General features: G+C 64.5%; 21 protein-coding genes and 1 pseudogene. 18 read left to right on the forward strand and 4 right to left on the reverse strand.

The window, feature by feature from the left end; all coding sequences use genetic code 11:
- The first annotated feature begins 107 nt into the window (after positions 1-107).
- Positions 108-1010, forward strand: coding sequence for a LysR substrate-binding domain-containing protein (locus tag ACODS5_RS05045; RefSeq protein ID WP_134689697.1), 903 nt, complete (start codon positions 108-110; stop codon positions 1008-1010).
- Positions 1003-1365, forward strand: coding sequence for an MmcQ/YjbR family DNA-binding protein (locus ACODS5_RS05050; RefSeq protein WP_134689698.1), 363 nt, complete (start codon positions 1003-1005; stop codon positions 1363-1365). The genes ACODS5_RS05045 and ACODS5_RS05050 overlap by 8 nt, the downstream gene beginning before the upstream one ends.
- Positions 1366-1438: 73 nt before the next feature.
- Here the strand turns inward: ACODS5_RS05050 and ACODS5_RS05055 are convergent, their stop codons facing one another.
- Together ACODS5_RS05055 and ACODS5_RS05060 are read right to left on the reverse strand one after the other, a co-directional pair.
- Positions 1439-1861: a DUF1294 domain-containing protein gene (locus ACODS5_RS05055; protein ID WP_489108113.1), complete on the reverse strand. Its 423-nt coding sequence runs from the start codon at positions 1859-1861 to the stop codon at positions 1439-1441.
- On the reverse strand, positions 1861-2691 hold the full coding sequence (locus ACODS5_RS05060) for an undecaprenyl-diphosphate phosphatase (protein ID WP_134689700.1): 831 nt from the start codon (positions 2689-2691) through the stop codon (positions 1861-1863). The genes ACODS5_RS05055 and ACODS5_RS05060 overlap by 1 nt, the downstream gene beginning before the upstream one ends.
- 363 nt (positions 2692-3054) lie before the next feature.
- Between ACODS5_RS05060 and ACODS5_RS05065 the strand changes: the two are divergent.
- The 3 genes and pseudogenes from ACODS5_RS05065 to ACODS5_RS05075 all read left to right on the forward strand — a co-directional run.
- A pseudogene (locus tag ACODS5_RS05065) lies at positions 3055-3750 on the forward strand (cache domain-containing protein); the annotation flags it as partial.
- A 138-nt stretch (positions 3751-3888) separates the two neighbouring features.
- Complete coding sequence (locus tag ACODS5_RS05070) at positions 3889-4623, forward strand: methyl-accepting chemotaxis protein (RefSeq protein WP_372239473.1); 735 nt, start codon at positions 3889-3891, stop codon at positions 4621-4623.
- 86 nt (positions 4624-4709) lie between these two features.
- Entirely contained in the window at positions 4710-6101 is a 1392-nt protein-coding gene (locus tag ACODS5_RS05075) for a DUF2599 domain-containing protein (RefSeq protein ID WP_489108114.1), read from the forward strand.
- A gap of 267 nt (positions 6102-6368) precedes the next feature.
- Here ACODS5_RS05075 and ACODS5_RS05080 read toward each other — a convergent pair whose 3' ends face one another.
- Positions 6369-7610, reverse strand: a complete 1242-nt coding sequence (locus ACODS5_RS05080; protein WP_489108115.1) for a DUF2599 domain-containing protein — start codon at positions 7608-7610, stop codon at positions 6369-6371.
- A gap of 207 nt (positions 7611-7817) precedes the next feature.
- Here ACODS5_RS05080 and pnuC point away from each other — a divergent pair, with 207 nt between their 5' ends.
- From pnuC to ACODS5_RS05125, 9 genes are all read left to right on the forward strand, one after another.
- Positions 7818-8384, forward strand: coding sequence for a nicotinamide riboside transporter PnuC (gene pnuC / locus ACODS5_RS05085; RefSeq protein WP_134689705.1), 567 nt, complete (start codon positions 7818-7820; stop codon positions 8382-8384).
- Positions 8381-8932, forward strand: a complete 552-nt coding sequence (locus ACODS5_RS05090) for an AAA family ATPase (RefSeq protein WP_489108116.1) — start codon at positions 8381-8383, stop codon at positions 8930-8932. Before pnuC ends, ACODS5_RS05090 begins: the two co-directional genes overlap by 4 nt.
- A gap of 301 nt (positions 8933-9233) precedes the next feature.
- Complete coding sequence (gene fapA / locus ACODS5_RS05095) at positions 9234-9674, forward strand: fibril amyloid chaperone protein FapA (RefSeq protein WP_489108117.1); 441 nt, start codon at positions 9234-9236, stop codon at positions 9672-9674.
- Between the two features lies 1 nt (position 9675).
- Positions 9676-10248 (forward strand): fibril amyloid subunit FapB, encoded by a 573-nt coding sequence (gene fapB, locus ACODS5_RS05100; protein ID WP_489108118.1) that lies wholly within the window; start codon positions 9676-9678, stop codon positions 10246-10248.
- Between the two features lie 51 nt (positions 10249-10299).
- Positions 10300-11610, forward strand: a complete 1311-nt coding sequence (locus ACODS5_RS05105; protein WP_134689709.1) for a heme utilization protein — start codon at positions 10300-10302, stop codon at positions 11608-11610.
- A gap of 64 nt (positions 11611-11674) precedes the next feature.
- Positions 11675-12355 carry a C39 family peptidase gene (locus ACODS5_RS05110; protein ID WP_134689710.1) on the forward strand — a complete coding sequence of 227 codons (681 nt, stop codon included), beginning with the start codon at positions 11675-11677 and terminating at the stop codon, positions 12353-12355.
- 33 nt (positions 12356-12388) lie between these two features.
- Positions 12389-13126 carry a fibril amyloid subunit FapE gene (gene fapE / locus ACODS5_RS05115; protein WP_134689711.1) on the forward strand — a complete coding sequence of 246 codons (738 nt, stop codon included), beginning with the start codon at positions 12389-12391 and terminating at the stop codon, positions 13124-13126.
- A 46-nt stretch (positions 13127-13172) separates the two neighbouring features.
- Positions 13173-14444 carry a fibril amyloid transporter FapF gene (gene fapF / locus ACODS5_RS05120; protein WP_134689712.1) on the forward strand — a complete coding sequence of 424 codons (1272 nt, stop codon included), beginning with the start codon at positions 13173-13175 and terminating at the stop codon, positions 14442-14444.
- 134 nt (positions 14445-14578) lie between these two features.
- Positions 14579-16780: an LTA synthase family protein gene (locus tag ACODS5_RS05125; protein ID WP_489108119.1), complete on the forward strand. Its 2202-nt coding sequence runs from the start codon at positions 14579-14581 to the stop codon at positions 16778-16780.
- 493 nt (positions 16781-17273) lie between these two features.
- On the opposite strand, the gene ACODS5_RS05130 is transcribed toward ACODS5_RS05125, so the two are convergent.
- The gene (locus tag ACODS5_RS05130; RefSeq protein WP_489108120.1) at positions 17274-17711 is read right to left on the reverse strand and encodes a PACE efflux transporter; all 438 of its coding nucleotides are present in this window, start codon (positions 17709-17711) and stop codon (positions 17274-17276) included.
- Positions 17712-18028: 317 nt separating this feature from the next.
- On the opposite strand from ACODS5_RS05130, the gene wecB reads away from it, so the two are divergent.
- The 4 genes from wecB to ACODS5_RS05150 are packed head-to-tail and all read left to right on the forward strand — an operon-like array spanning position 18029 to position 25198.
- Positions 18029-19183, forward strand: a complete 1155-nt coding sequence (gene wecB, locus ACODS5_RS05135) for a non-hydrolyzing UDP-N-acetylglucosamine 2-epimerase (RefSeq protein WP_489108121.1) — start codon at positions 18029-18031, stop codon at positions 19181-19183.
- Positions 19180-21354, forward strand: coding sequence for a cyclic di-3',5'-guanylate-activated glycosyltransferase NfrB (gene nfrB / locus ACODS5_RS05140; protein ID WP_489108122.1), 2175 nt, complete (start codon positions 19180-19182; stop codon positions 21352-21354). The genes wecB and nfrB overlap by 4 nt, the downstream gene beginning before the upstream one ends.
- Entirely contained in the window at positions 21351-24353 is a 3003-nt protein-coding gene (locus ACODS5_RS05145; protein ID WP_489108123.1) for a phage receptor, read from the forward strand. Before nfrB ends, ACODS5_RS05145 begins: the two co-directional genes overlap by 4 nt.
- A complete protein-coding gene (locus tag ACODS5_RS05150) occupies positions 24353-25198 on the forward strand; it encodes a DUF4434 family protein (protein ID WP_134689718.1) in 846 nt (281 codons plus the stop codon). The genes ACODS5_RS05145 and ACODS5_RS05150 overlap by 1 nt, the downstream gene beginning before the upstream one ends.
- The last annotated feature ends 16 nt before the right edge of the window (positions 25199-25214 follow it).

Consider the following 25214-nt stretch of genomic DNA (forward strand, 5'->3'; position numbering starts at 1 on the left):
GGCGGTGGGCGATCACGTTGGAGAGAATCCTACCTATACAGCGAATGGCTGATAAGTCGGCAAAAATGCGTTAGTTTGTTCTACTGATGGAACAATGAGACTGTCACATGCAAGACCTCAACGACCTGTTCTACTTCGCCCGGGTGGTCGAAGCTGGCGGTTTCGCCGCTGCCGGGCGCCAGCTGGGGATTCCCAAGTCGCGGCTGTCGCGGCGCATCGCCGAGCTCGAAGAGCGCCTGGGCACCCGCCTGCTGCAACGCACCACCCGCCAGCTCAAGCTCACCGCGGTGGGCGAACGCTACCTGAGCCACTGCCAGGCCATGCTGCTGGAGGCAGAAATGGCCGACGAAGTGGTGGCCAGCATGTCCAGCGAGCCCCGCGGCCGCCTGCGGGTGTCCTGTCCGGTGGCCCTGGCCCATGCCTTTCTGCCGGATGTCATCAGCCGCTTCTTGGCCCAGTACCCTCAGGTGCAACTGGACATGGTACTGCTCAACCGTCGCGTCGACCTGATCTCCGAGGGTATCGACGTGGCCCTGCGCGTACGCGACCTGGGCGATGAAGACCCGGCGCTGGTCACCCGCCGCCTGCGTCAGGCGCAGATGCAACTGGTGGCGGCGCCGGGCTTTGCCGAGCATGTCCACGAGCCGGCGCAACTGGCGACATTGCCGGTGCTGGGCGCCACCGAGGCCGACCGCCTGGTGCATTTTCGCCTGTTCGGCCCCGGCGGTCGTGAGGAGGAAGTGGCGCTGGAACCACGCCTGGCCATCGACGACTTCGTCGTGCGCAATGCCGCGGTCCGCGCGGGCCTGGGCTTTACCGCCCTGCCCAGCATGTTCTGCGAGGAGGAACTGGCGCGTGGCGAGTTGGTGCGCCTGCTGCCAGACTGGTCGCTGCCGGGCGGCTACCTGCAGGCGGTATATCCGCACCGGCGAGGGTTGCTGCCGGCGGTCAGGGTATGGATAGACCACCTCGCGGCTTCGTTCGAGGCATGTGGAGAGCGTTATGTCTGAGCACAGGATGACGGCAGAACAGGTCGCGGCCTTCTGCCTGGCCCTGCCCGGGGCGCAAGAGGACTATAAATGGGGCGGCATACGGGTGTTCTCGGTGGCCGGCAACAAGATGTTCGCGATCCAGGGCCTGAGCGGCGACGGGCTGGCGTTCAAGGTGGCCGATGAGCTGTTCCTGGGCTACTGCGACCGCCCGGGGATACGCCCGGCGCCCTACCTGGCGCGGGCCAAGTGGGTCAGCCTGGAACAGCCCTATCCCATGGCCCGGGAAGAAATGAGCGACTTGCTGCGCCGCTCGCACCAGTTGGTGGTACGGCGCTTGCCCAAGCGGCTGCAGCTGGGGTTGCTGCTGGACTGATGTGCTGTGCATGCGCCGCGTTGCCTGGTTCGCCAGCAAGGCTGGCGCCTACAGGTGGCAAAGCGCATGTGGATCAAAACCATTGGCCGAACCAACGGCCACCCAGCAGCAGGTGATCGATCCAGAACAGCTGATGCACCGCGACAATGGCCCAGAACACCAGCTGATACGACAGCTTGCGAGTCTTGTGGCGCAACAGCTGCTGGGCCAGCAATGCCCCCGGCCAGCCCCCCAGCAGCTCGCTGGCATGCAACACCTTTTCCGGCGTACGCCAGGCCTGGGCACGTGCCTGCTGCTTGTCCTGCCAGTACAACAGCAAACTGATCAAGCTCACCGCCGGATATAACGCCAATGGCAACCACGACTGGCCGCTGAGGCCCATCTGCAGCCCCCCCAGCAACGGCAGCAGGCACAGCCCCGCCAGCACCAGCAACTTCAGGCGCGCATGGCGCACGCCCTGGGCCTCTCCCCGGCCCGCTGTCTGTGCCCGCGCCATCAGCCGTGCGCCGTCGCCCAGTCGACCCAGCCAAACTCCCAGGTAGCCAGGATCAGCAAGCCAAAGGCAATGCGGTACCAGGCAAATACCGCGTAGCTATGGTTGGCAATGAACTTGAGCAAGCCGCGCACGGCAATCATGGCGAAGATGAACGACACCACGAAGCCCAGGGCGAACACCGGCAAGTCGCCGGGCTGGAACAGCTCGCGGTACTTGTACCCCGAGTACACCGCCGCGCCGACCATGGTCGGCATGGCCAGGAAGAACGAGAACTCGGTGGCGGCCTTGCGCGACAGGCCGAACAACAAGCCGCCGATGATGGTCGAGCCGGACCGCGAGGTGCCCGGGATCATTGCCAGGCATTGGATGAAACCGATCTTCAAGGCATGGCTCCAGCGCATCTCGTCGACATGGTCGACGTCCACCCGGTGCTCGCGCCGCTCGGCCCACAGCATGATCAGGCCGCCCACCACCAGCGCGGCCGCCACCGTCACCGGGTTGAACAGGTACTCATGAATCAGGTCGGCGAACAGCACGCCCAACACCACCGCCGGTAGGAAGGCGATCAGCAGGTTGGCGGTGAAACGCCGCGCGGGTGCCTGCGTCGGCAAGCCGACCACGACATCGAGGATCTTGCGTCGAAACTCCCACACCACCGCCAGGATGGCGCCCAGCTGGATGATGATGTTGAACGCCATGGCGCGTTCACCGCCAAAGCCAATCAGGTCGGCAACGATGATCTGGTGCCCGGTACTGGAAATCGGCAAAAATTCCGTCAGGCCTTCAACCACGCCCAAGATGATTGCCTGCAAGGCACTCCAAAAATCCATCAATCCCCCAAGTGCGACGCTGCGCGTGGCAGGCCGCTTATTTTGATTTATCTACAGGTGCCACACGCGGCGACGCTGTTTTACAGCGACAGTTGGTCCCGCAGCCAGCGGAAAAGTTCAGCGGCCTAAAGGTTTCATCTGGCGCGGCCGAAATCTTATCAAAGCAAGTGTTGCAGCTTCTGTATTACCTGCAACAAGGCTTGTCTGGTTTTACCCATTAGCCGTTGGTCGTGTGGGGGCCGATGGCAAAGCATGCTTGGATGCAGACAAAAAAGAACAAGACTGGAGTAACGCATCATGAAGACCCTGAGGTCGATGTCGATCAGCCGCCGCCTGTGGCTGATCCTGCTGGTGGCGGTGGCCATGCTGGTGGTACTGGGCCTGCTGCTGTTGCGCCAGTTGCATGGCGACCTGTACCAGGCCAAGGCCGAGAAGACCCGCCACGTGGTGCAAACCGCCGCCGGCGTGCTGGCCTACTATCAAGGCCTGGAAGCCGCTGGCAGCCTGACGCGTGAGGCCGCGCAGCAGCAGGCCCTGCAGGTGGTGCGCGGGCTGCGCTACGACCAGAACGACTATTTCTGGATCAACGACCTGCAGCCGAAGATGATCATGCACCCGGCCAATCCCAAGCTCGATGGCCAGGACCTGTCTGCGATCCGCGACCCTGACGGTTTCGCCGTGTTCAATGAAATGGTCACCCTGGCCCGCAGCCAGGGCGCAGGCCCGGTCGACTATCGCTGGCCCAAGCCCGGCGCCAGCGAGCCGGTGGCCAAGACCTCCTACATCCAGCTGTTCAAGCCCTGGGGCTGGATCATCGGCTCAGGCGTGTACATCGACGATGTGCAGGCCGAGTTCGCCCGCCAGTTGCGCGATGCCTCGTTGGTCGGCCTCGCCATTGCCCTGGCAATGGCCCTGCTGGTAATGCTGATCGCCCGCAGCATCGCCCGCCCGCTGCAAGAGGCGGTACACGCCATGGGCACCATCGCCAGCGGCGAAAGCGACCTGACCCGGCGTCTGGATACCCACGGCCGTGACGAGATCACCCACCTGGGCGAGCACTTCAACCGTTTCAACGGCAAATTGCAGGGAGTGATCGGCCAGTTGCAAGGCGCCGCCCACGCCCTGGCCGAGTCTGCCGGGCATGTCGGCGACAACGCCGGCGCAGCCCAGGCCCGCAGCGCCCAGCAGTCGCTGCAGATGGACCAGGTGGCCACCGCGGTCAACGAAGTCACCTACGCCGTGCACGACGTGGCCAAGCACGCCGAGCAGGCCGCCAGCGAGATGCGCAACGCCCAGGCCCAGGTCGGCCATGGCCAGCAGGCGATCCATGGCAGCCTGCAACAGATCGACCGGCTCTCGGCGACCATCGACCAGGCCGTGCAGGTGATCCGCGAACTGGCCAGCCACAGCACCAAGATTGGCGGTGTGCTCGAGGTAATCCGCTCGATCGCCGAACAGACCAACCTGCTGGCCCTCAACGCCGCCATCGAGGCGGCCCGTGCCGGTGAACAGGGCCGTGGCTTCGCCGTGGTCGCCGACGAAGTGCGCCTGCTGGCCCAGCGTACCGCCCAATCGACCGCCGAGATCCAGACCATGATCGAGCACTTGCAAGGGCAATCGGAGGCGGCAGTGCGCGCCATCGACACCAGCAGCGAGGCCTCGCGCCAGACCGTCGAGCAGGCCCGTGAGGCCGGCAGCAGCCTGGATGCCATCAGCCAGGCCCTGGGCAACCTCGGCGCGCTCAACGCCTCGATCGCCAGCGCCACCTTGCAGCAGTCCCATGTGGTCGAGGAGATCAACCGCAACGTCACCGAAACCGCCGACCTGTCGCAGCAGACCGCCGAGGCGGCGCGCCAGTCCAGTGATGCGGGCAGTGCCCTGGCACGGTTGAGCGAGGAGCTGGAGCAGTTGCTCAAGCAGTTCAAGGTCTGAGGCCTTTGGCAACCTGGTATTTTTTCCAGTAGACGCCTCTACCTGCGTAACAGAACCTTGACCTCCCAGCCAAGACAGGAGGTCTCATGTACCAGCACACATTGGTGATTGCGTTGCTTCTCGGGACGTCGGCCGCCCAAGCTGCCACGGTTGTGGCCGTCGACACCCCGCAGAACACCGTCAAGCGCATCAACGCGAACTACAACAGCCTTCGCAGCGACTGCAAGGAGCCCGCTGGCGCGCCGCGCGGTTATTACTATTGCAGCGGGGTCAGCGTGCGGATGGTCGACGACGGCCCCTTCAACCCATGGGACTACAGCCCTTATGCGCTGAAAACAGGCGCCACCTCCTTCAGCTGGATTCGCGCGGACCTGAGCACCAATCGCCTGATCCGCCCTGCCGGTTTCATCCTGCGCACGCCGGAGGATGCCCGGCAACTCAAGGCGCCGGTCATGGAGACCGGCTTCATGTGCATCTACAGCTTCGATGGTTTCACCGGGCCGGAGCGTCTAGCCCATGGCTGCGGCGCCTACAATGCCGCGCTTCCCGCCAACCATCAGGCTCGTTCGGCGACCAGCCCGCAAAACCTCAACAACACCCTGGCCTATGGCAGTTGCGACAGTGCCGGCATCGATACCGCGGACCAGTGGCGCAAAAACTATCGCTATGTGCGCAACGACCTGAACCGCATCCAGGTCACCCAGTGCTCCTGGAACGTCGAGCAGCCCAGCGACTGGGCGGCGATGATCGATGTGCACCAGAACCCGCGAACAGTCACGCGCTACCCGCTGGGCAGGGAGGAGCCGGCAGCCGACAGTTTTGCCCGCAAAGAGCTGACCAATGAAATGCTGCTGCGCAACGCAGGCCAAACCAGTGATGGCAGCGCGCGCCTGCCGTTTATCGACGCCTTCGTCTGGGATCCCAACAGCACCTATGTTGCCAATACCCGTGGCGATACCAGCAAGGCCAAGCCCACCGTCGGGCTCAAACCGGCACAGGCGTTCCAGCGTAAGCTCTATGCGCAAGGCTACGCGGTACCGGTGCTGCGCATCGACTTCAGCAAGCCGGCCAGCGAGCGCTTCAGCTATGTAGCCGCCGATCAGGTCGTGCCGCTGGGTGATCAACCCTTACCCAGCGACGGCGACGCTCAAGACCAGGACTACATCGACTCCGCCACCTGGGTGAAGCGCCACGACCCTGGCATGGGCCGCGAGGAGTGGACACTCAATGTCGTGCTCAAGCAAGGAGTCAAGGTGAGCGCGGGCAACCTCCAGGCCATCTACCAGGCGCTGGAAAATCGCTATGGCGACGGACAGCACTGGCGTGAAAACGAGATCTATCCAGGCAGCATGCGCGCCCAGGTCGAATGCCTGGCCAGCCACTATCCGAACAAGACGCAATGGAACCTTGAGCCCTTCCGCCCGACCGTCTCTGCCAATGACATGCGAAAGAGCGGCTGCAACCCGGTGCGCAAGTAGATCGAGGCGGCTGCCTGGTCCGAACAGACCGATAACAAGACCGGGGCGAAATTCTTCGGACTGCAGGTCGTGCCGACCCTGAGCGGGCGGCAGGCTTCAAAAGACTGGAACCTCGAACCCTACCGCCAGGCCACCTCGTCGGGCCAGACCGAAGCGGCCCAGTGCAACCCTTGACGGCCCATTGAACCACTGCCATGAAAACGGCCCGCAGAGAATCGCGGGCCGATTTCATGGGTCACCCCATACCACTGGGCGCAACAGCGCCCGTCAATAGGGATTGCACTTCATCTTCAACGCCGTTTCATGGTCGACATAGGGGCGCGCAGGCTCCAAATTCCACTCAGGTTTGTTGCGCACTGGCCGATCATCATCCACCAAGGTCAGGTGACAAACCATTTGCCGGCGCATGGAGCCACCATTCTGGCTGTATTGGCGCCACTCTTGGTCATCCTTATGCTTGTTGTACAGCTCGGCCCACATCCGATCAGTCTGCTCGTCGGAGATCTTGCGCCCGCAATCGGTAGGCACGACCTCCAGCGTCCAGGTGTCTTTTCCCAGTTTGGGGTCGTCACGCTGGATCCAGTTGCTGGAGGCGATGTACTTGTCACAATACGGGTTGGCAGGCGGTGTCGGCGCCGTGCTCACGCAGGAGAACCTGGCCTTGCCGTTCGGTGTCTTGGGGAAATCGATCTTGACGATATTGCGCTCCTTGCCCGTCTTCGCCTTGTAGTCCGCCGCGTTTTTCTTCGCGTCCTCCAGGCCTCGGGGTTCACTGTAGAAGAAGGCCAGAATCGGCAACTCATCGGTTTTCGGATTGCCCAGGCGCAGCTCGGTCTGCGTCTGGAACTCGCGGCTATTGATAACCTGCCGCGCCTTGATGAATTGCTCAAACGCAACAGTGCGGTTGTCATTGTCCTTGGCGCTGCGCCCCCTCATGTCGAAGCCACATTGCCGCAAGTTCTGCTGTTTATCGCTCTGGTACTTTTTGAACAACGCCACCCAGGCTTTGGCGTCATTGATCGGTGGCTGCATGGCCTGGCAGACCGGCTCTTGGGTCGAGGAGGTTCTTTCGTTGTCACCGCAGCCCTGATCGTCGCGAAAATCGGTCCAGGCATCGTTGGGAAAGGCGCAATACACGTGTACGGGTGTCTCTGGCTTATCGACCCTGTCGAACGGTGTAATCAGATAACCATTGTTGGTTCGCAGCCCCGGGTCTTCATAGCTGATCCCATCGGCGCGCATCCACGAGGCAGCGAAGGTGCCTTTTTGCACCGCCGTCGGACTGGGGTTCCAAACGTCGTACTTGCCGTCTGGCGAACGATGGGTGCCTCTGATCAGCAGCCCTGAACAGTTCGACGCCGGCCCCGAGCGGCACCTGTCAACGGTGTTGTTGTACAGCGACTCGACGGTTTTCAAGGTTTCAGCGCACGACTCGGCACTGGCGGCCAAAGGTTGCAACAGTACTGGGAACACCAGGCACGGCAGCAGTTTTACGAATGTTGTTTTCATCACCCCTCCATCGAATCCATGATTGAGCGTGCGGCGCCCAGGCGCCGCAGTGTGGTTTTCCCACACCCGCCGGGTTAGCCTGCCAACTCCCATAGCCAGGCGAAACTGACAAAACTGCCAGGTGCAGGGTCGGCACAAGGTGGGTGGCACACCACGTGCCAACGGGTACAATCCCCTCCCTTCACTAAACCAGCCCAAGGATCGCCGATGTCCGGCCTCGAACTCTTCGCCGCCGCGCTCGGCGTCATCGCCGTCTGGCTCACCGTCAAGCAGAACCCCTGGTGCTGGCCCATCGGCCTGGTGATGGTGGTGCTGTATAGCTGGATCTTCTACGAAGTGAAGCTGTACTCGGACATGCTCCTGCAACTGGTCTACGCCGTGCTGCAGCTGTACGGCTGGTGGCAATGGACCCGCCCGGAGCGGGTCGAGGACGCCCGCCAGGTCAGCCGCCTGGCCGTCGCGCCGCTGCTCAAGGGCCTGGCGGCGGGCCTGCTGGCCAGCCTGCTGCTGGGCGCCGGCATGGCCCACTGGACCGATGCCGCGCAGCCCTGGCTGGATGCCGCCCTCACCGGCTTCAGCCTGGTGGCGCAGCTGTGGATGGCGCAGAAACGCCTGCAATGCTGGGCCCTGTGGGTAGTGCTGGACGTGACATTCGTCGGCCTGTTCCTGTACAAGGGGCTGTACCTGACCGCCGCCCTGTATGCCTTGTTCACCCTGATCGCGGTGCGCGGCTGGCTGGAGTGGCGCCGCGACCCGGCGCTGGTCGCGGCATGAAGGTCCTGGTGCTGTGTGGCCCGGAATCCAGCGGCAAGAGCTGGTTGGCCGGCGAAATCCAGGCCCACTTCGGTGGCGTGCTGGTGGGCGAGTACGTGCGCCACTTCATGGAACGCGAGCAGCGCGACACCTGCTACGCCGACATCCCCACCATCGCCCGTGGCCAGCTCGCCTGGGAAGACCTGGGCCGCGCCCAGGCGCCGGGCCTGCTGATCCTCGACACGCACCTGCTGAGCAATATCCTCTGGAGCCGCGCGCTGTTCCATGACTGCCCCGCCTGGCTTGAGCAAGCCCTCGCCGCCCGGCATTACGACCTGCACTTGCTGCTGCGCCCCGAGGGCGTCGAGTGGATCGGCGACGGGCTACGCTGCCAGCCGCAGCTGGAGGAACGCCAGGCGTTCTTCGAAGACAGCCTGGCCTGGTTGCAACGCCATCGACAGACCGTCCAGATCATCGACGGCGACTGGGCGCGGCGCAGCGCCGTGGTGCTGCAGGCGGTGCAACGGCTACTAGACGGCAAACTGCCATGCTGCCCCGCCGAGTGTTAGCCTGCCGTTACACGCCACCGCGCCCCACCCCCCGTGTTTGCGAGCCCAGCGCAAAATCTGGGGGGAGTGTCTCAGGCGTGCAACAGTTTTGTGAAAACCTCGTGGATTCCCCGCCACTGCCGGGTTTGCCGACGGTTTGCCCGTGAGTTTGTCTCAACACTGATACAACAAAAAGCCGGCGCGGCCCATCACACCGCGCAACCCTTTGATTCAACAGCACTAACAAAAAGCGGCACACCTTCTGCTCTGCCCTTGGCAACGCGCGGCGCCAGGCCGACACGCCAAAGAAGGAATTGCCATCGTGGGGAAACCAGACAAAGGCATGTATCGCCTCCTGCTGCTCGGCTGCGCACTGGGGTCGAGCTTCAGCCTGCCAGTGCAGGCCGACAACGGTATCGTCGTCATCACCCGTGAAGTCCAGGTACGCAATGCCATCCGCCCGCCAGTGATCCCCGACCCCAACCCGGTCACCGTCAACACCAATCCCTCGGCGCAAATCCTGCGCCAGACCAACGAGCTGAGCGACGGCGACTTCGCCGGCATCAGCAGCGGCGCGGGCATCAATTCGCTGATCACCCAGCAGACCAGCACCCTCGGCACCAGCATCAACACCCAGACACAACTGCCGAACATCGCCGGTGGCCGTGGCTCGGGTTCCGGCGGCAACGGCATCGCCAACATGGTCAATTCCAACGTCCAGCAAGGCCTGGGCGCGCTGAAGATCCTCAACGGAGGCCAGTGACATGAGGCGCTCGCTGCTGATGCTCGTCACCCTGTGCAGTGCTTCGGTCCTCGCCCAACCGCCGGTGGTCAACAACGCCACCATCGACAGCTCCGGCGCCCGCTACCAGGGCAACCTGGGGGTCAACCAGGCGGCCGGCGACCAACAGCAGCAGGTCAACGCGCGGGCCATCGCCATCGGCCATGACGCCAACGCCAGCACCCAGATCCGCCAGCGCTCGCGCAGCCTGGTCGACCCGGCGCTCGACGCCCAGGCGAGCATCCAGGGCAACGCCTTCAGCCAGGGCAGCGGCATCCTCGGGGTCAACCAGAGCGCCGGCGCCAGCAACCAGCAAGCCAACGCACTGCGCATCAGCGTCAGTGCCCAGCCACAAAGCATCGACGACAGCGTCCTTCTGCAACAGAACGTGGCGCTGCTCAACAGCTCGGATTCAACCGCAGCAACACCCGGCCATCGCCAGGTCAGCACCAGCGACCAGGCATTCACCGGTAGCCGTGGCGTGGTGCAGTTGAATCAGAGTGCCGGGGTGGGCAACCGAACGGCCAACACCCTGAGCATCCGGGTCGCTGACTGACCCAAAACCTGCAAGACAACACTTAACCTAAGAAAAGTACGGAGAATCACCATGAAACCCTCGATGGCACTCAAGCCTCTGGTTTTCGCAATTGCTGCGATCATGGCTGTAGCTGTACAAGCTGGGCAGAACGACCGGCGTGGCAATGACCACCATAATGGCCACCATAACAACGGTCACCACACCCCTCCTCCGACCAAGATCCCTGTGTATGCCACCGCCAATGCCTGGGACAAGCAAAGCAGCACTGGCAACCGCATCCGCAACGAAGGGACTGTCAACGAAGCTGAAATGAGCAACTCGGCCTCCGGCACCAGCGGCAACGTGGGTGTCAACGTGGCGGCCGGTGCTGGCAACCAGCAGGATAACGCCGCCGCCATCGCCAACGCCGGCGCCGACTCCAGCCTGGACAACAGCTTCGTGTTCGGCTCCGCCTCGGCCACGGCCGATGTGCGCCAATACAGCAACAACAACCGCGTCGACAACTACGGCACCACCAACTCCGGCATCATGAGCGGCTCGGGCAACAACGGCAGCGGCAACATGGGCATCAACGTGGCCGGTGGCGATCTGAACCAACAGAAAAACACCATGGCCATTGCCAACTCCAATGCGCCACTGGGCAACGCCACCGCTACCGCCTCCGCCGACCAGAACGGCCCAGGCCTGACCGTGAACAACAACGCCGACCGCACCTACCGGGTCGACACCCTGTCGTTCACCACCACCAAGTCCGGCAGCGCCTCGTACAACAAGGACTCGAACTACAGCAAGGACAGCAGCGCCTCGTCGAGCTGGGAAGCGGCCGGTGCCAACAGCTGGAGCGCCAATGGCTCCAACAGCTCCAACGCCAGCGGCTCGCATAGCCGTGACTCGAGCTCGTCGGCCAGTGGTTCGTTCAACGCCTCGCTGGAAGCTTCGGCAGACGGCAGCGTGACCCGCACCCAGGACTTCGGCCGCCACGAGCGCAGCCGCACCGACTCGTTCGATGCCTCGCTCAACGCCTCGATCGACGCCTCGTACGAGAAGTCGCACGAGAAGTCCTCCAGCTCCTCGTTCGAGAAGGCCTACGACTCTTCGTTCGAGAAAGCCTACGACTCCTCGTACGAGAAGTCGGGCAGCGCGGCCAACGAGTCGTCCAAGTCGGGTTCGAAGAGCTTCAGCGAATCCAGCTCGTATGATCTGAGCAACACTGTGTCGTTCCAGGTCCTGACCCCGACCGGCTGGGCCAACCCTGTGACCAACACCGCCACCCTGAGCGGCTCGGTCAACGGTGGCAGCGGCAACCTCGGTGTCAACGTGGCTGCCGGTGTGGGCAACCAGCAAAGCAACTCGCTGGCCATCTCCAACACTTCGTTCTGAGTGCAATGCCCATGAGGCCCCCTTCGGGGGGCCTTTCTTCGAACAGGACCAGGAGGCACCGACCATGCGTATGATCGCCCTGGCGTTTGTGCTGTGCATGGCCAGTTACAGCGAGGCGGCGCAAATGCCGCTTTCGGTGTTGCCGGGGGGCGCGGTGATCTACAAGCCCATCCAGAGCATCCGCGAGCGCAAGTTCGCCGACCTGGTGCAACAGAAAACCGACTTCAGTTGCGGCGCCGCGTCGCTGGCAACCATCCTGCGCCAGGCCTACTGGCTGGATGTGAACGAGGAGCAGGTGATCGAAGGCATGCTGGCCCACGCCGACCAGGACCTGGTCCGCGTCCAGGGTTTCTCCATGCTCGACATGAAGCGCTACGTCGAAAGCCTGGGCATGCGCGCCCGCGGCTACCGAGTGGCCGCCGACACCCTGACCAGCGTGCGCATCCCGGTGGTGGTGCTGATGGATATCCGCGGCTACAAGCATTTCGTGGTCCTGCAGCGCGTCGACAAAGGCTGGGTATACATCGGCGACCCGGTGCTCGGCCACAAGCGCTACAAGGTCGAGGACTTCCTCAAGGGCTGGAACGGCATCATCTTTGCCGTGATCGGCCAGGGCTACGACAAGGCCAACGCCTTGCTCGACCCGCCGTTGCCCTTGAGCGCCAGGGATCGGATCAACCGTTTCACCCCGGTCAAAGATGCCGAACTTCTGGACTTCGGCTTCATCCGCAGCGATTTCTTCTAATGACAATCGAGCACGACGCTCCGGGAGCATCCGATGAAGACCCCAGCCTGGCTCACCCTGATCTGCCTGGCCGCCGCCCTGCCGGCCCAGGCAGAGACGTTCAAGCCCATTGAGCTCAAAGACCAGGAGCTGGCGAACCTGCGCGGGCGCTATGTGATGCCCGGGCGCATCGTCAGCTTCGGCATCGTCATGTCCACCACCTGGCAGAACGCCAATGGCGATGTCATCGGCGCGACGTCCTCCATGCAGGTCCAGCAGACCACCATCAAGCCGCAGTTCTACGTGTCGATGATCGACAAGAAGGGCTCCGGCCTGGGCAACGCCGAAGGCCGCGGCAGCGTCACCGGTGGCAGCGGCCTGAACACCAGCGAAGGCGTCACCCAGGTGGTCAGGGCGGCCGGCGACAACAACACCGCCTACAACAACGTCGATATCAACGTGAGCAAGGCCAGCCAGGCGCCGGACACGCCGCAGCAAGGCCAGGTGCTGGCCGCCGGCACCACGCTGGTGGGTGCCAATGGCGCCGGCTCGCTGAGCGTCTCCGCCAGCGGCGGCGGCGTGCAGCTCAATGTGGTGGCCAACAACAACCAGGGCAGCAGCCTGCAACGCATCGCCCAGGGCGGGTTGCTGCAGAACGCGACGCTGCTTGGCGATGGCAACCGGGTCAGCAACCTCACCTCGCTCAACGTGGTGCTGCGCGACAATATGGCCGCCACTTCGCTGAACGGCAATCTTGACCAGCTCAAAGGGCTTCGCGGCTTCGGATACTGATCTACGCTGACGTTCATCGTATGTTGTCTGAAGGGACGGCTAACCCATGCACCGATCGTTGACGTTCAGAGCTGTAGTCTGTTTGAGTACGCTGGCCCCCGCCACCGCGCTGTATGCAGCCGCGGACCCTACGGTCGAGGCGCTCAAGCAGGAGCTTCGCGAGCTGAAACAGCGCTACGAAGCCCAGCAAAATGCCCTGATGGTGCTCGAGCAACGCGTTCGCCAGGTCGAGGAGGCCCCCGCGCTGGCCCCGCCCAAGCGCCTGGTGCGCTCCCCCTCGACGCCGGCCAAGGGCGCCGAAACCGTGGCCACGGCCAATGGCGGCAGCTCCTACGGCCAGTCGCTCAAGGAAGACTCGGAACCCGCGCAAAGCGTTTCCAACCTGTACGACGAGGCCAGTGGATTCTTCGGTGGCGGCAAGTTCAGCGTCGAGACCGGCCTGACCTACACCCACTACGACACCCGGGCGCTGACCCTCAATGGCTTCCTGGCGCTGGATTCGATTTTCCTCGGCAACATCAACATCGACCGCATCAAGGCCGATAACTGGACACTGGACCTGACCGCTCGTTACAACATGGACCAACGCTGGCAGTTCGACATAAACGTACCGATTGTCTATCGCGAAACAACCTATTCCTCAGGTGGCGTCAGTGGTTCCGGCACCAACGCCTCGGATGCCTCGGTCACCCGCGATCCCGCCATCGGCGATGTCAACGTGGGGGTCGCCTACAAGTTTCTCGATGAGTCGGAGAACTGGCCGGACGCGGTGGTCACGCTACGGGTCAAGGCCCCCACGGGCAAGGATCCTTATGGCATCAAGCTGATCCAGGACCCAACCAACGACAACCTCGCGGTTCCAGAAAGCCTGCCAACCGGCAACGGTGTCTGGGCGATCACACCGGGGATCTCGCTGGTCAAGACCTTCGACCCCGCCGTGCTATTCGCCAGCCTGTCCTATACCTACAACGTGCAGGACTCGTTCAGCGATGTCAGTCCTCAGGTGAACAGCAAGGTGAAGGGCGATGTCAAGCTGGGGGACTCCTGGCAAATCGGCGGCGGTATCGCCTTCGCCTTGAACGAACGGATGAGCATGTCGTTCTCCGTCACCGACCAGTTCGCCAGCAAGAGCAAGATCAGACCCGACGGCCAGGACTGGCAGTCGATCACCAACAGCGACTACAACGCCGCGAACTTCAACGTCGGCCTGACCTTCGCCGCCACCGACAACCTGACCATCGTGCCCAACCTGTCCATTGGCCTGACCGAGGATGCCCCCGACTTCTCGTTCAGCCTGAAATTCCCCTACTACTTCTGAGCCTGCCCATGCCGGCCCCGCTTTACCGGGCCGGCGTTTCGTAACCAGCCTTGTCCTACAGCACCTTCGTATGCCCAGCCTGATATCATCCAGCAGATTTGTGTGACGGTTTGATGGCAAGAAGGAATGCTGCAGTGAGAAATTTGCTTGACCACCCTCGGGCCCGGCTGATCGCCCTGGCCAGCCTGGTGCTGGTCTTCCCCCTGTGCGCACGTGCGCTGCTGGGCTGGTCGGACCCGCTCGGTTACCTTTCTGACCTGGCCATCGGCGCCCTGCTGCTGCTCCTGTTGCAGCGCTGCCCGCTGTGGCTGGCGCTGCCGCTGCTGCTGGCCTGGGGCGGGCTGATGATCGCTTCGGCCGAACTGGTCAGCGCCGTGGGTCGTCTGCCCAACCAGACCGACCTCGGCTACCTGTTCGACCCGCAGTTCATGGAAAACTCCACCGGTGGCGGCCTGGCGCAGCCCTGGCTGCCGTGGTTGCTGGGTGGCGCGCTGCTGGCCTGGCTGGCCAGCGCCTGGTTCGCGCGCCAGCAACGCCCCGCCACCTTGCCGCGCAAGGCCTGGGCCGTGCCAGCGGTGTTGCTGGCCGCCCACTGGGGCAGCCAGCAACTCGCGCCATCGGACGCCGACCAGTGGCGCCAGTACAACCTGCCTCACCAACTGCTGGCCGCCGCCACCGGCGCGCTGCAACACCGCGCCCAGGTGCTGGTGGCCGGCGAAACGCCGGTGACGCCGCTGCCAATCAACGGCCTGACCCAGGCCGACCTCGATGGCCGCCGCCTGCTCGACGGCCCCGGCGCGGCGCGCAACCTGCTGGTGATCACCGTCGAGGGCATCCCCGGCGCCTATATCCGCAGCAACCGCCAGGCCATCGGCAGCCGCTTCGACGACGAGCTGATGCCCAACCTCAGCCGCTGGGCCGAGCGCGGCATGAACACCCCCGACTACGTGCTGCATACCCACCAGACCATCCGCGGCCTGTACGCGATGCTCTGCGGTGACTACGACAAGCTGGCCAACGGCACGCCCAAGGGCGTCGAGCTGCTGACCCAGGACCTGCGCAACCAGTCCTGCCTGCCAGCGCAACTGCGCCAGGCCGGGTTCACCACCCACTACCTGCAAGGCGCCGGCCTGCGCTTCATGGCCAAGGACCGGATCATGCCGCACATCGGCTTCGATGCGGTGCACGGCCTGGAATGGTTCACCAACGACAACTACCTGGAGTTCCCCTGGGGCAAGGACGACCGGGCCTTCTTCGAAGGCGCGCTGGATTATGTCGGCGAGCTGCGCAAGCAACCGCAACCCTGGATGTTGACCCTGCTCACGGTCGGTACCCATCAGCCCTACTCAGCGCCGGAGGCGTACCTGCAACGCCATGCCACCGCCAAGCAGGCCGCCGTGGCCTATCTGGACGACGCCCTGGGCGACTTCCTCGACAGCCTCGAACACCAGGGTGTGCTCAAGGACACCCTGGTGGTGGTCACTTCGGATGAATCCCACGGTATCGATGGCGTGCGCCTGGCCTCGGCCTGGGGCTTCAACCTGACCCTGGCTCCTGAACAGGCACAGTTGCCGCACCTCAAGCGCGGCACCTATGGCCATGTCGACCTGAGCACCTCGCTGCTGGACTACTTCGCCCTGCCGATCCCGGCGGCGCTGAGTGGTCGCTCGTTGTACCGCGACTACGAGACCGGTCGCGAGATGATTTCCTACACCAACGGTGTGCTGCGCTACCACGATGGCCAGGGCACGTTCAGCGAGTGCGACTTCCAGCAACGCTGCCGACGCTACGCCAGCGAGGGCTTCATTGCCGCGCAGGCCAAGTACCTGGGGCGCGGCGCCGACAGCTTGGGTCCGCAGATGAACCTGCTAGCGGCGACCCTGGACCAGTCCTTGCTGCAAACGCCGCTCAACCTGCGTTACCAGTTCGGCGGCCCGTCGCCCATTGCCCTGCAGGCCCGCATCCGCGACGACTGGGCCGACAACCTGATCGGCGCGCAGTATCTGGAAATGCCGCAGGGCACCCGCACCAAGGTGCGCTTGAAAGTCCGCGCCCTTGACCCCCGGCATGACGCCTACATTCAGCTAAAGGCCAAGGAGCTGGAGCAGGATGTCCAGCTGGGCCTGCCCGAGGAGATGCGGGTTAGCGCCGACCAGCCGTTGGAAATGGAGTTCGACTTCGACAACCCGACCGTGCGCAAGGCGTTTTCCTTCCACTTGCTGGGTTACGGCGGCGGTGAGGTCGAGGTGAGTGATTTCAGCGTGATCACCGCCGTGCCAGGTGAAGAGGAACTACCCGAGGAACTGCTCGACACCCCTATCGCCCATTCGAGCTGAGTGGCCGTTATCCACGGGCTGGCACCGGCGACGCCGGTGTTCGCCGGCAAGCCGGCTCCTACACTGACTGCGATCTGCCTGGCCCGCAGGAGCCAGCTTGCTGGCGAACCAGGCGACGCGCTGGCTGGCACCGGCCGTGCCGGTGTTCGCCGGCAAGCCGGCTCCTACACTGATTGCGACCTGCCTGGCCCGTAGGAGCCAGCTTGCTGGCGAACCAGGCGACGCGCTGGCTGGCACCGGCCGTGCCGGTGTTCGCCGGCAAGCCGGCTCCTACACTGATTGCGACCTGCCTGGCCCGTAGGAGCCAGCTTGCTGGCGAACCAGGCGACGCGCTGGCTGGCACCGGCCGTGCCGGTGTTCGCCGGCAAGCCGGCTCCTACACTGATTGCGACCTGCCTGGCCCGTAGGAGCCAGCTTGCTGGCGAACCAGGCGACGCGGTGCTTGGCAGTGTTCGCCGGCAACAGTGTCACCCAGCCCGCCGCCAACCAGTCCTCAGCAGCCCTCGGCGGCCTCCTGCGCCGACACCGGCACGTCGAAGACCTTGTCGAAGCCCCACTGGAAGACAAAGGCATAGGCGAAGAAGAACACGAACAACGCCAGGTTGGTCACCAATGCCGCCCACAGGCTGATGTCCAACCAGTACGCCACCAGCGGCAGCAGGAGCAGCACCAGCCCACCCTCGAAGCCCAACGCATGCAGCAAGCGGCGCATGAAGGTGCGACTGCGCTTTTGCTGGCGCGCCTCCCAGCGCTCGAACGCCCAGTTGTAGGCCATGTTCCAACTCATGGCGATGCCCGACATCAGGATCGACAGCACCGTCGATTGCGCCATGCCCGCGCTGAACGCCAGTTCCAGCGCCGGCGCCACGCAAGCCACGGCAATGGCCTCGTAGAGGATGGCCTGAACGACCTTGCGCGCCTTGCCTTGCATGTGCAGCCCCCTCAGAAAAGACCCATCACGTTACTAAAACTGTCCTACAAGTAAAAGTCAGAAATACTTTATTGACTGACCGTTCAATCAAGAAAAACTAGCATAAACGTTTCCGCAAGCTGTATCTCCCTGGTGTCCGGCCCCCTTCCCGCGCCGACACGACCCCGCTTGCATGACGCCTCGCCAGGGTTTGCCCTGCTGCTTTGAGGGTCATCGGGCGCATTGGACAACCCCGCATTCGGCTGCTTGTATCTATCACGTGCAAGCGGCGACACGTCGTACAACTTCGTCCAGGGAATCGAACGAGGAACTCCACGATGGCCTACACCGTGATGATGGTATTCGGTACCCGCCCAGAAGCGATCAAGATGGCCCCACTGGCCCGGGTGCTGCGCAACTGGCCCGGGGTCGACCTGCGCATCTGCTCCACCGGCCAGCACCGCGAAATGCTCGAACAGGTGCTCACCGCCTTCGGCCTGGCGGTCGACCAGGACCTCCAGGTGATGACCCAGAACCAGACCCTCAACGGCCTGTCCCGCGACCTGCTGGACAAGCTCGACCAGACCTACGAACAGGCCAAGCCGGACATCGTCCTGGTCCACGGCGACACCACCACCAGCTTCATCGCCTCGTTGGCGGCATTCCATCGGCATATTCCCATCGGCCATGTGGAAGCCGGGCTACGCACCGGCAACCTGCAGCAGCCGTGGCCCGAGGAGGCCAACCGGCGCCTGACCGGGGTGCTCGCCGACCTGCACTTCACCCCCACCCGCGACTCGGACGCCAACCTGATCCGCGAGGGGGTATCACCCGAGCACATCGAGGTCACCGGCAATACGGTCATCGACGCCCTGCTGTGGATGCGCGACAAACTTCAGCAGGACAACTGGCGCCCCGCGCCCGAATCTCCGCTCAACGTGCTGCGCGACGACCAGCGCATGGTGCTGATCACCGGCCACCGCCGCGAGAACTTCGGCAGCGGCTTCGAACGCATCTGCCTGGCCCTGGCCGAACTCGCCTTGCGCTACCCGGATGTGCAGTTCGTCTATCCCGTGCATCTCAACCCGCAGGTACAGCACGCGGTGTACAGCGTGCTGTCCGGCCGTGACAACATCCACCTGGTCGCGCCCCAGGACTACCCGCACTTCGTCTGGCTGATGAACCGTGCCCATATCATCCTCACCGACTCTGGCGGCGTGCAGGAAGAGGCCCCGGCGCTGGGCAAGCCGGTGCTGGTGCTACGCAAGGTCACCGAACGCCCCGCAGTGCTCAAGGGTGGCACGGTCAAGCTGGTTGGCACGCTCACCGAACGCATCGTCCACGAGACCAGCCAGTTGCTTGACGACCCACAAGCCTACGAGCGCATGGCTCAGGTCTACACGCCCTTCGGCGACGGCCACGCCAGCGAACGCATCGCCGAGCGCCTGAGCCAGTGGTTCGCCGAGCAATCTGCCGCACGGGACGACGCATGAGCCTGGCCTTCATCGATTTCCTCACCTATGTGCTGTTTGGCCTGAAGATCCTGGCCATCGTCCTGGCCGCCTTGATGTTCGTGCTCGGCCTGGACGATCTGTTCATCGACCTGTGCTACTGGGGCCGCAAGCTGATCCGCCGCTTTCGCATCTACGACAAGTACGAGAAAGCCGACGAGAAGCGTCTGTTCGAGGTAGCGGAGAAGCCCTTGGCGATCATGGTGCCAGCCTGGAACGAAGTCGGCGTGGTCGGCGAAATGGCGCGCCTGGCGGCCTCGACCCTCGACTACGAGAACTACCAGATATTCGTCGGCACCTACCCCAACGACCCACAGACCCAGGCCGACGTCGATGCCGTGTGCCTGCACTACCCCAACGTGCACAAGGTGGTCTGCGCCCGCCCGGGCCCTACTAGCAAGGCCGACTGCCTGAACAACATCATCGACGCCATCCTGCGCTTCCAGCAGGACGCGCGCATCGAGTTCGCCGGTTTCATCCTGCATGACGCCGAGGACGTGATCTCGCCCATGGAACTGCGGCTGTACAACTACCTGCTGCCGAACAAGGACATGATCCAGATCCCGGTGTACCCCTATGCCCCAGAATGGAAAGGCTTCACTGCTGGCCACTACGTCGACGAGTTCGCCGAGAACCACGGCAAGGACGTGATCGTGCGCGAGGCCCTCACCGGCCAGGTGCCCAGCGCCGGCGTCGGCACCTGCTTCAGCCGCCGGGCGATCAGTGCCCTGCTCGAGGACGGCGACGGCATCGCCTTCGATGTGCAGTCGCTGACCGAGGACTACGACATCGGCTTTCGTCTCAAGCAAAAGGGCATGAAGTGCATCTTCGCCCGCTACTCGATCACCGACCCCAGCCTGGCCCTGAAGCAGGAATGGCGCTTGGGCATGAGCCGTGAGTTCGCCCAGGTGATCTGCGTGCGCGAGCACTTCCCGCGGGACTGGCAACACGCCATCCGGCAAAAATCACGGTGGATCGTCGGCATCGTATTCCAAGGCACCAGCAACCTGGGCTGGAGTCGCAAGGGCGCGCTCAACTATTTCCTCTGGCGCGACCGTCGCGGGTTGTTCGCCTACCTGCTGAGCTTCCTGGTCAACCTGTTGTTGCTGGTGCTGCTGGCCATGTGGCTGGTCACCGTCATTGCCCCTGAGTCGTGGCGCTTCATGTCGATCCTCAGCGACAGCCACCTGCTCACCACGCTGCTGTGGCTCAACGGCCTGCTGCTGTTCAACCGCCTGTTCCAGCGCTTCTGGTTCGTCACTCGCTACTACGGCATCTTCGAGGGCCTGCTGTCGGCACCGCGGATGATGTGGAGCAACTTCGTCAACTTTTTCGCCAACCTGCGCGCCCTGCGCCAGGTGATGGAGATGGGCGATTCGCGGCGCGTGGCCTGGGACAAGACCACCCACGAGTTCCCCGCCCTCGCCTCGCCGGCGCGCACGCCGCTGGGCCATCGCCTGGTAGATAAAGGCCTGATCAACGAAGAACAGCTGCAGCAGGCGATCACCAGCCCGGTACGCCGGCGCCTGGGCCGCGAACTGCTGCTGCGCGGCTGGATCAGCAGCGAGCAGTTGGTCGAGGCCCTGGCCGAACAGCTGGACCTGCCCTGGGCGCCGCTCAACCCGTTCAAGATTGCCCCAGCGCTGATCGCCAAGCTGCCGCGCAAGCTGGCCACCCACTACGGCGTGCTGCCGGTGGAAGAAGATGGCGAAACCTTGGTGCTGGCCAGCGAAAGCCCGGTCAGCCAGGTGTCCCTGGGCGTCATCAGCCGCCAGCTCAAGCGCCCGGTGCGCGCCCGCCTGGCCCCCCAGGGCCGGGTGACCCTGGGCCTGCGCCATCACTACCCCAGCCCCTGGCAGAAACCGGAAACCCGCGAGATGCTCGCGGTGCTGGAGCGTCACCAGGACGACGCCGAGCTGCTGGAAAAGGTCAGCAGCCACCAGGTGATGCTCGGTGCCCTGCTGCAAGTGCGCGGCATGGTGCCGGTCACCCTGTTCAACCAGGCGCTGATCGACTTCAACCCCGAGCAGCAGAGCCTGGGCGAGCACCTGATCGCCCGCGGCATCATTACCGAAGCCGTGCTGCAACAGGCCCTTGCCGAACAGGCCAGCGAACAACAGGCGGCCTATGAACTGACCCGGGAGGTGGCATGAAGCCCGGTATTTCCCTGGCGCTCGCCAGCCTGTTGCTGTGTTCTTCGACCCTGGCCGCGCCAACCGCGCCGATGACCGACTTCCAGCGTTTCACCAGCTATCCGTTCATGGAGCGCGGCTACCGTGAAGCGCAGAAGGACAACTGGGCGGAGGTCGAGCGCCTGACCCGCCACCTGCTCAAACGCGTGCCGAATAACAACGAGGCCCGTGCCCTGCTGGCAGCATCCCTGGCGCACCAGCGGCGTTATCAGGAGGCCGAGGCCATCGCCGAGGACCTCGACGACAACCCCGAGCACGCCGACGCCCTGCTGGAACTGCGCCTGACCTGGATCGAACAGGACCCACCGCCCGCCGGCCAGGTGGAGGCCTGGCTCGCCAACAGCCAGGGCCAGCAGCGCGTGCGCCTGTGGCAAGCCTATAGTGTCAGCCTGGCCAAGTTCGGTGGCGCGGCCAAGGCACTGGAATGGCTCAACCACCTGCCGGTGCGCGACGACGGCCTGGTGCTGCGCAGCACCCGGGCCAACTTCGCCGAGCAGTTGCGCAACTGGGGCGAGACCATCGACCAGTTGCAACCGCTGGCCGACAAGGGCGAGCTACCTGCCGAAGACTGGCAACGCTTGGCCAATGCCTATGTGCAGCAGGTCGACGAAAAAGGCCTGAACAAGCTGCTGGCCAGCGCACCGTCCCAGGAGGCGGCAACCCGAACACGCCTGGCCATGGCCAACCGCGCCATTGCCATGGGCCACAACCAGCAGGCCGAGCGCTGGTTGCAAAGCCTGCCTGAGGAACAGTTGCAACACCCCGAACAGCGCCAGCAACTGTGGGAACTGGCACGCGAAGGCGACGACGCGCCGCTGGTGCGGCGCCTGAGCAATGAATTGCAGCGCCCGTGCCTGGAGACCGTCGACTGGCTGTCGCACAAGGACCTGGCCCTGGCCCGCGAGCAACTGGGCCAATGCCAGGCCGGCGACAACCAACGGAGCTACGCGGTCCTCAAGCAGCGCCTCTACGGTGATCCGCCCCAGCCCCCACAGCCACGTACCGTGGCGCAATGGGAGCAGCGCTACCGCCAGGGCGGCGACCTCGCAGCGTTGGAGCAAGCCACCTTCATGCTGCTCGAGCAAGGCCAGGCCGACCGTGCCCGGCAGTTGCTCGAACGCGCCTACGACCAGCGCCAGGGGCGCCTGACGCCCTCGTTATTGCAGCGCCTGGGCAACCTCTATGCGCACAACGATGACCCGCTGAACCGCCAGCGCATGCTGCTCCTGATCCCACGGGTCGATGCCGCCACCCGTGCCCAGTTGCTCGGCCGCCTGGCCGAGGCCGGACAGTGCGACGCTGTGCGCCAGGCGGTACCGGCCACGCCCACCGAGCCCGGCCAGTACCGCGCGCTTGGCCGTTGCGCCATGCCCGCCCAGCCCGGCGAGGCAGTAGTCTACTACCAGGCCGCCGAGCGCCTGGGCGACCCTGCCAGCCGCCTGCCCCTGGCCTATGCCCTGGAGGCCTCGGGTGATCCTGTCGCGGCCCTGCCGATCTGGAACAGCCTGCCGGCCAGCGCCTGGAACGACAACGCCCGGCTGACCGCCGCCCGTGGCGCGCTGAATGCCGGTGACGCCAGCACCGCCCGCCGGCACTGGGACGCGGCGGCGCACCGCAGTGCCGATGACTGGGCACTGGGCGCCGCCATCGCCCAGCGCCAGGGCGACGCTCAGCAAGCCCTGGCCTTCCAACGTGAAGCGCTGCGCCACGGCCCACGCGCCGATCACTACTATGCCGCCGCCGGCACCGCCCAACAGGCTGGCGACACGGCCCAGAGCACCGCCTGGCTGGCCGAAGCCGTGCGCCTGGCGCCGGAGCAGCCACGCTATCGCGCCGACTATGGCATGCGCCTGGCCGGCGCCGAGGACAAGGCCCTGCGCCGCCAGTCGATTCCCTATCTGCAACGCGCTACCCGCGACTTCCCCGAGGACTACCGCCTCGGCGAAACCCTGGCCCTGCGCTACGACGAAGCCGAGGACAGCGCCGCCGCTCGCGCAGAACTGCGCCGGGTGCTGGACGTCGAGCACAACCTGGTCGACGGCGACGACGAGTACGGCAGCCTGGAGGCCCGCAAGTACCGCCAGCGCCGCGCCCATGAAACCCTGTCGCGGCGCGATACCATCACCCTGGCCAGCACCTGGTCGCCGGCCGGCACCTCGACCAACGACAAGTTCCTCGACACCGGTGAGCGCAGCGGCACCTCGCGCAAGGCGCGCTCGCAGAATGTCCAGCTGGCCATGTGGGACCATGCCCTGGGCGAGGAACCCAGCCGCAACGGCAGTACCCTGTCGGTCTACGGCCGGGTGTTGTTCGGCGGCCAGAGCCGCACCGACTACGCCCAGAGCATGGGCACCGGCGTGGGCCTGCGCTACAAGCCGCTGGGCCAGGCCAACCTCAACCTGTACGCCGAGCTGTACCACCAGCGCCAGATCGACAGCGAGCACTACAACGGCCTGAGCCTGGGCGAGCTGCTCAGCCCGGCCAAGGTCGGCGGCAACTGGGGTGACCTGCGCCACCACGCCGAGTCGAGCAATGACCTGCTGCTGCGTGCCACCGCCTCGTTCCTCGACCAGGGCAAGTACCGCAACGACTGGCGTGTCGACGAGGATGACTGGGACGAGCGTTTCCTCTACCTCGACGCCGCCTGGTGGACCCGCGCCGGCGACCATGCCTGGCTGTCGCGTTTCCAGCAGGGCCATGCCTGGAAGCTGCCCGGTAACTCGCCGCAAAGCATCATGCCCTACGGTTTCATCGAATTCGCCAGCCAGGACCCGAGCAACGACTGGCGCCAGGATGCCCGCGCCGGGGTGGGGGTGCGCTGGCAATGGTGGTTCGACGACGACCGCTACAACGCCTATCGCGGATCGCTGAAAGTACGCGCCGAGTACCAGCAGGCACTGGGCGGCAACCTCTACGTGCGCGCCAATGGCGTGCTGGTGGGTGTGGAGATGAACTTCTGATGCGCACCTTACTGGCTATCTGCCTGTTGGCCCTGTGCCTGCCTGTCCAGGCTGACCAGCGCCTGTTCTACCAGCCGCTCAACCGCGATGCTGACGTGACTTCCACCCAATGGCAGCAGCTGTGGCGCGCAACCGTGGCCCAAGGCGGCAAGACCCTGATCGTGCAATGGAGCGCCTACGGCGACAGCGATTTCGGCGGTGCCCAGGGCTGGCTCGCCAACAGCCTGCGCGAAGCCCAGGCCCAGGGCCTGGATCTGGTGCTGGGCCTGTACATGGACCCGGCCTACTACCAGCGCCTGGAACAACTCGATGGCGAAGGTCTGAACAGCTACTTCAAGGCGCAACTGGGCCGCTCCCTGAGCCAATACCAACAGCTCAAGGCCAGCTGGGCGCTGTCGGTCTCGGGCTGGTACCTGCCCATGGAACTGGACGACTTGCACTTTCGCGACCCGGCCAGGCGCGATGCGCTGCACACGCAGTTGCAGGCTTTCAACCGGCAGCTGGACAAGCCCCTGCATATCAGCGCGTTCAGCGCCGGCCAGCTGTCGCCGCGGGTCACTGGCGCGTGGCTGGAGCAGTTGGCCAGCCTTGGCCTGAACGTCTGGTGGCAGGACGGCGCCGGCACAGGCCGCCTGGCGCCGCTGGTACGCCAAGGCTACGAACAGGCCCTGCCCTGCCGGGTGGGCATCGTGCGCGAGGCGTTTCGCCAGGTCAGCAAGCCTGGCCAGTCGTTCCGCGCGGAACCTGCGCAACCGGCGCTGAGCAGAGGTTGCCATGCCGAAGCCGTGTTCGCCCTGCGCTATCGGCCCTGGGCCAAGAATGTGCTAAAACTGGACGCGCTGTAGGAGCGGCCTTGTGTCG

The organism is Pseudomonas sp. FG47 (assembly GCF_057809115.1).

What these genes read in the sequence shown, in the direction of transcription:
- ACODS5_RS05130 (WP_489108120.1), bottom strand. Translation starts at nt 17,711, where the DNA reads ATGCAAGGCAAGGCGCGCAAGGTCGTTCAGGCCATCCTCTACGAGGCC.
- ACODS5_RS05060 (WP_134689700.1), bottom strand. Translation starts at nt 2,691, where the DNA reads ATGGATTTTTGGAGTGCCTTGCAGGCAATCATCTTGGGCGTGGTTGAA.
- wecB (WP_489108121.1), top strand. Translation starts at nt 18,029, where the DNA reads ATGGCCTACACCGTGATGATGGTATTCGGTACCCGCCCAGAAGCGATC.
- fapB (WP_489108118.1), top strand. Translation starts at nt 9,676, where the DNA reads ATGAGGCGCTCGCTGCTGATGCTCGTCACCCTGTGCAGTGCTTCGGTC.
- ACODS5_RS05075 (WP_489108114.1), top strand. Translation starts at nt 4,710, where the DNA reads ATGTACCAGCACACATTGGTGATTGCGTTGCTTCTCGGGACGTCGGCC.
- ACODS5_RS05090 (WP_489108116.1), top strand. Translation starts at nt 8,381, where the DNA reads ATGAAGGTCCTGGTGCTGTGTGGCCCGGAATCCAGCGGCAAGAGCTGG.
- ACODS5_RS05080 (WP_489108115.1), bottom strand. Translation starts at nt 7,610, where the DNA reads ATGAAAACAACATTCGTAAAACTGCTGCCGTGCCTGGTGTTCCCAGTA.
- fapE (WP_134689711.1), top strand. Translation starts at nt 12,389, where the DNA reads ATGAAGACCCCAGCCTGGCTCACCCTGATCTGCCTGGCCGCCGCCCTG.
- ACODS5_RS05150 (WP_134689718.1), top strand. Translation starts at nt 24,353, where the DNA reads ATGCGCACCTTACTGGCTATCTGCCTGTTGGCCCTGTGCCTGCCTGTC.
- ACODS5_RS05110 (WP_134689710.1), top strand. Translation starts at nt 11,675, where the DNA reads ATGCGTATGATCGCCCTGGCGTTTGTGCTGTGCATGGCCAGTTACAGC.
- ACODS5_RS05105 (WP_134689709.1), top strand. Translation starts at nt 10,300, where the DNA reads ATGAAACCCTCGATGGCACTCAAGCCTCTGGTTTTCGCAATTGCTGCG.
- pnuC (WP_134689705.1), top strand. Translation starts at nt 7,818, where the DNA reads ATGTCCGGCCTCGAACTCTTCGCCGCCGCGCTCGGCGTCATCGCCGTC.
- ACODS5_RS05070 (WP_372239473.1), top strand. Translation starts at nt 3,889, where the DNA reads ATGGACCAGGTGGCCACCGCGGTCAACGAAGTCACCTACGCCGTGCAC.
- ACODS5_RS05055 (WP_489108113.1), bottom strand. Translation starts at nt 1,861, where the DNA reads ATGGCGCGGGCACAGACAGCGGGCCGGGGAGAGGCCCAGGGCGTGCGC.
- fapF (WP_134689712.1), top strand. Translation starts at nt 13,173, where the DNA reads ATGCACCGATCGTTGACGTTCAGAGCTGTAGTCTGTTTGAGTACGCTG.
- ACODS5_RS05045 (WP_134689697.1), top strand. Translation starts at nt 108, where the DNA reads ATGCAAGACCTCAACGACCTGTTCTACTTCGCCCGGGTGGTCGAAGCT.
- nfrB (WP_489108122.1), top strand. Translation starts at nt 19,180, where the DNA reads ATGAGCCTGGCCTTCATCGATTTCCTCACCTATGTGCTGTTTGGCCTG.
- ACODS5_RS05145 (WP_489108123.1), top strand. Translation starts at nt 21,351, where the DNA reads ATGAAGCCCGGTATTTCCCTGGCGCTCGCCAGCCTGTTGCTGTGTTCT.
- ACODS5_RS05050 (WP_134689698.1), top strand. Translation starts at nt 1,003, where the DNA reads ATGTCTGAGCACAGGATGACGGCAGAACAGGTCGCGGCCTTCTGCCTG.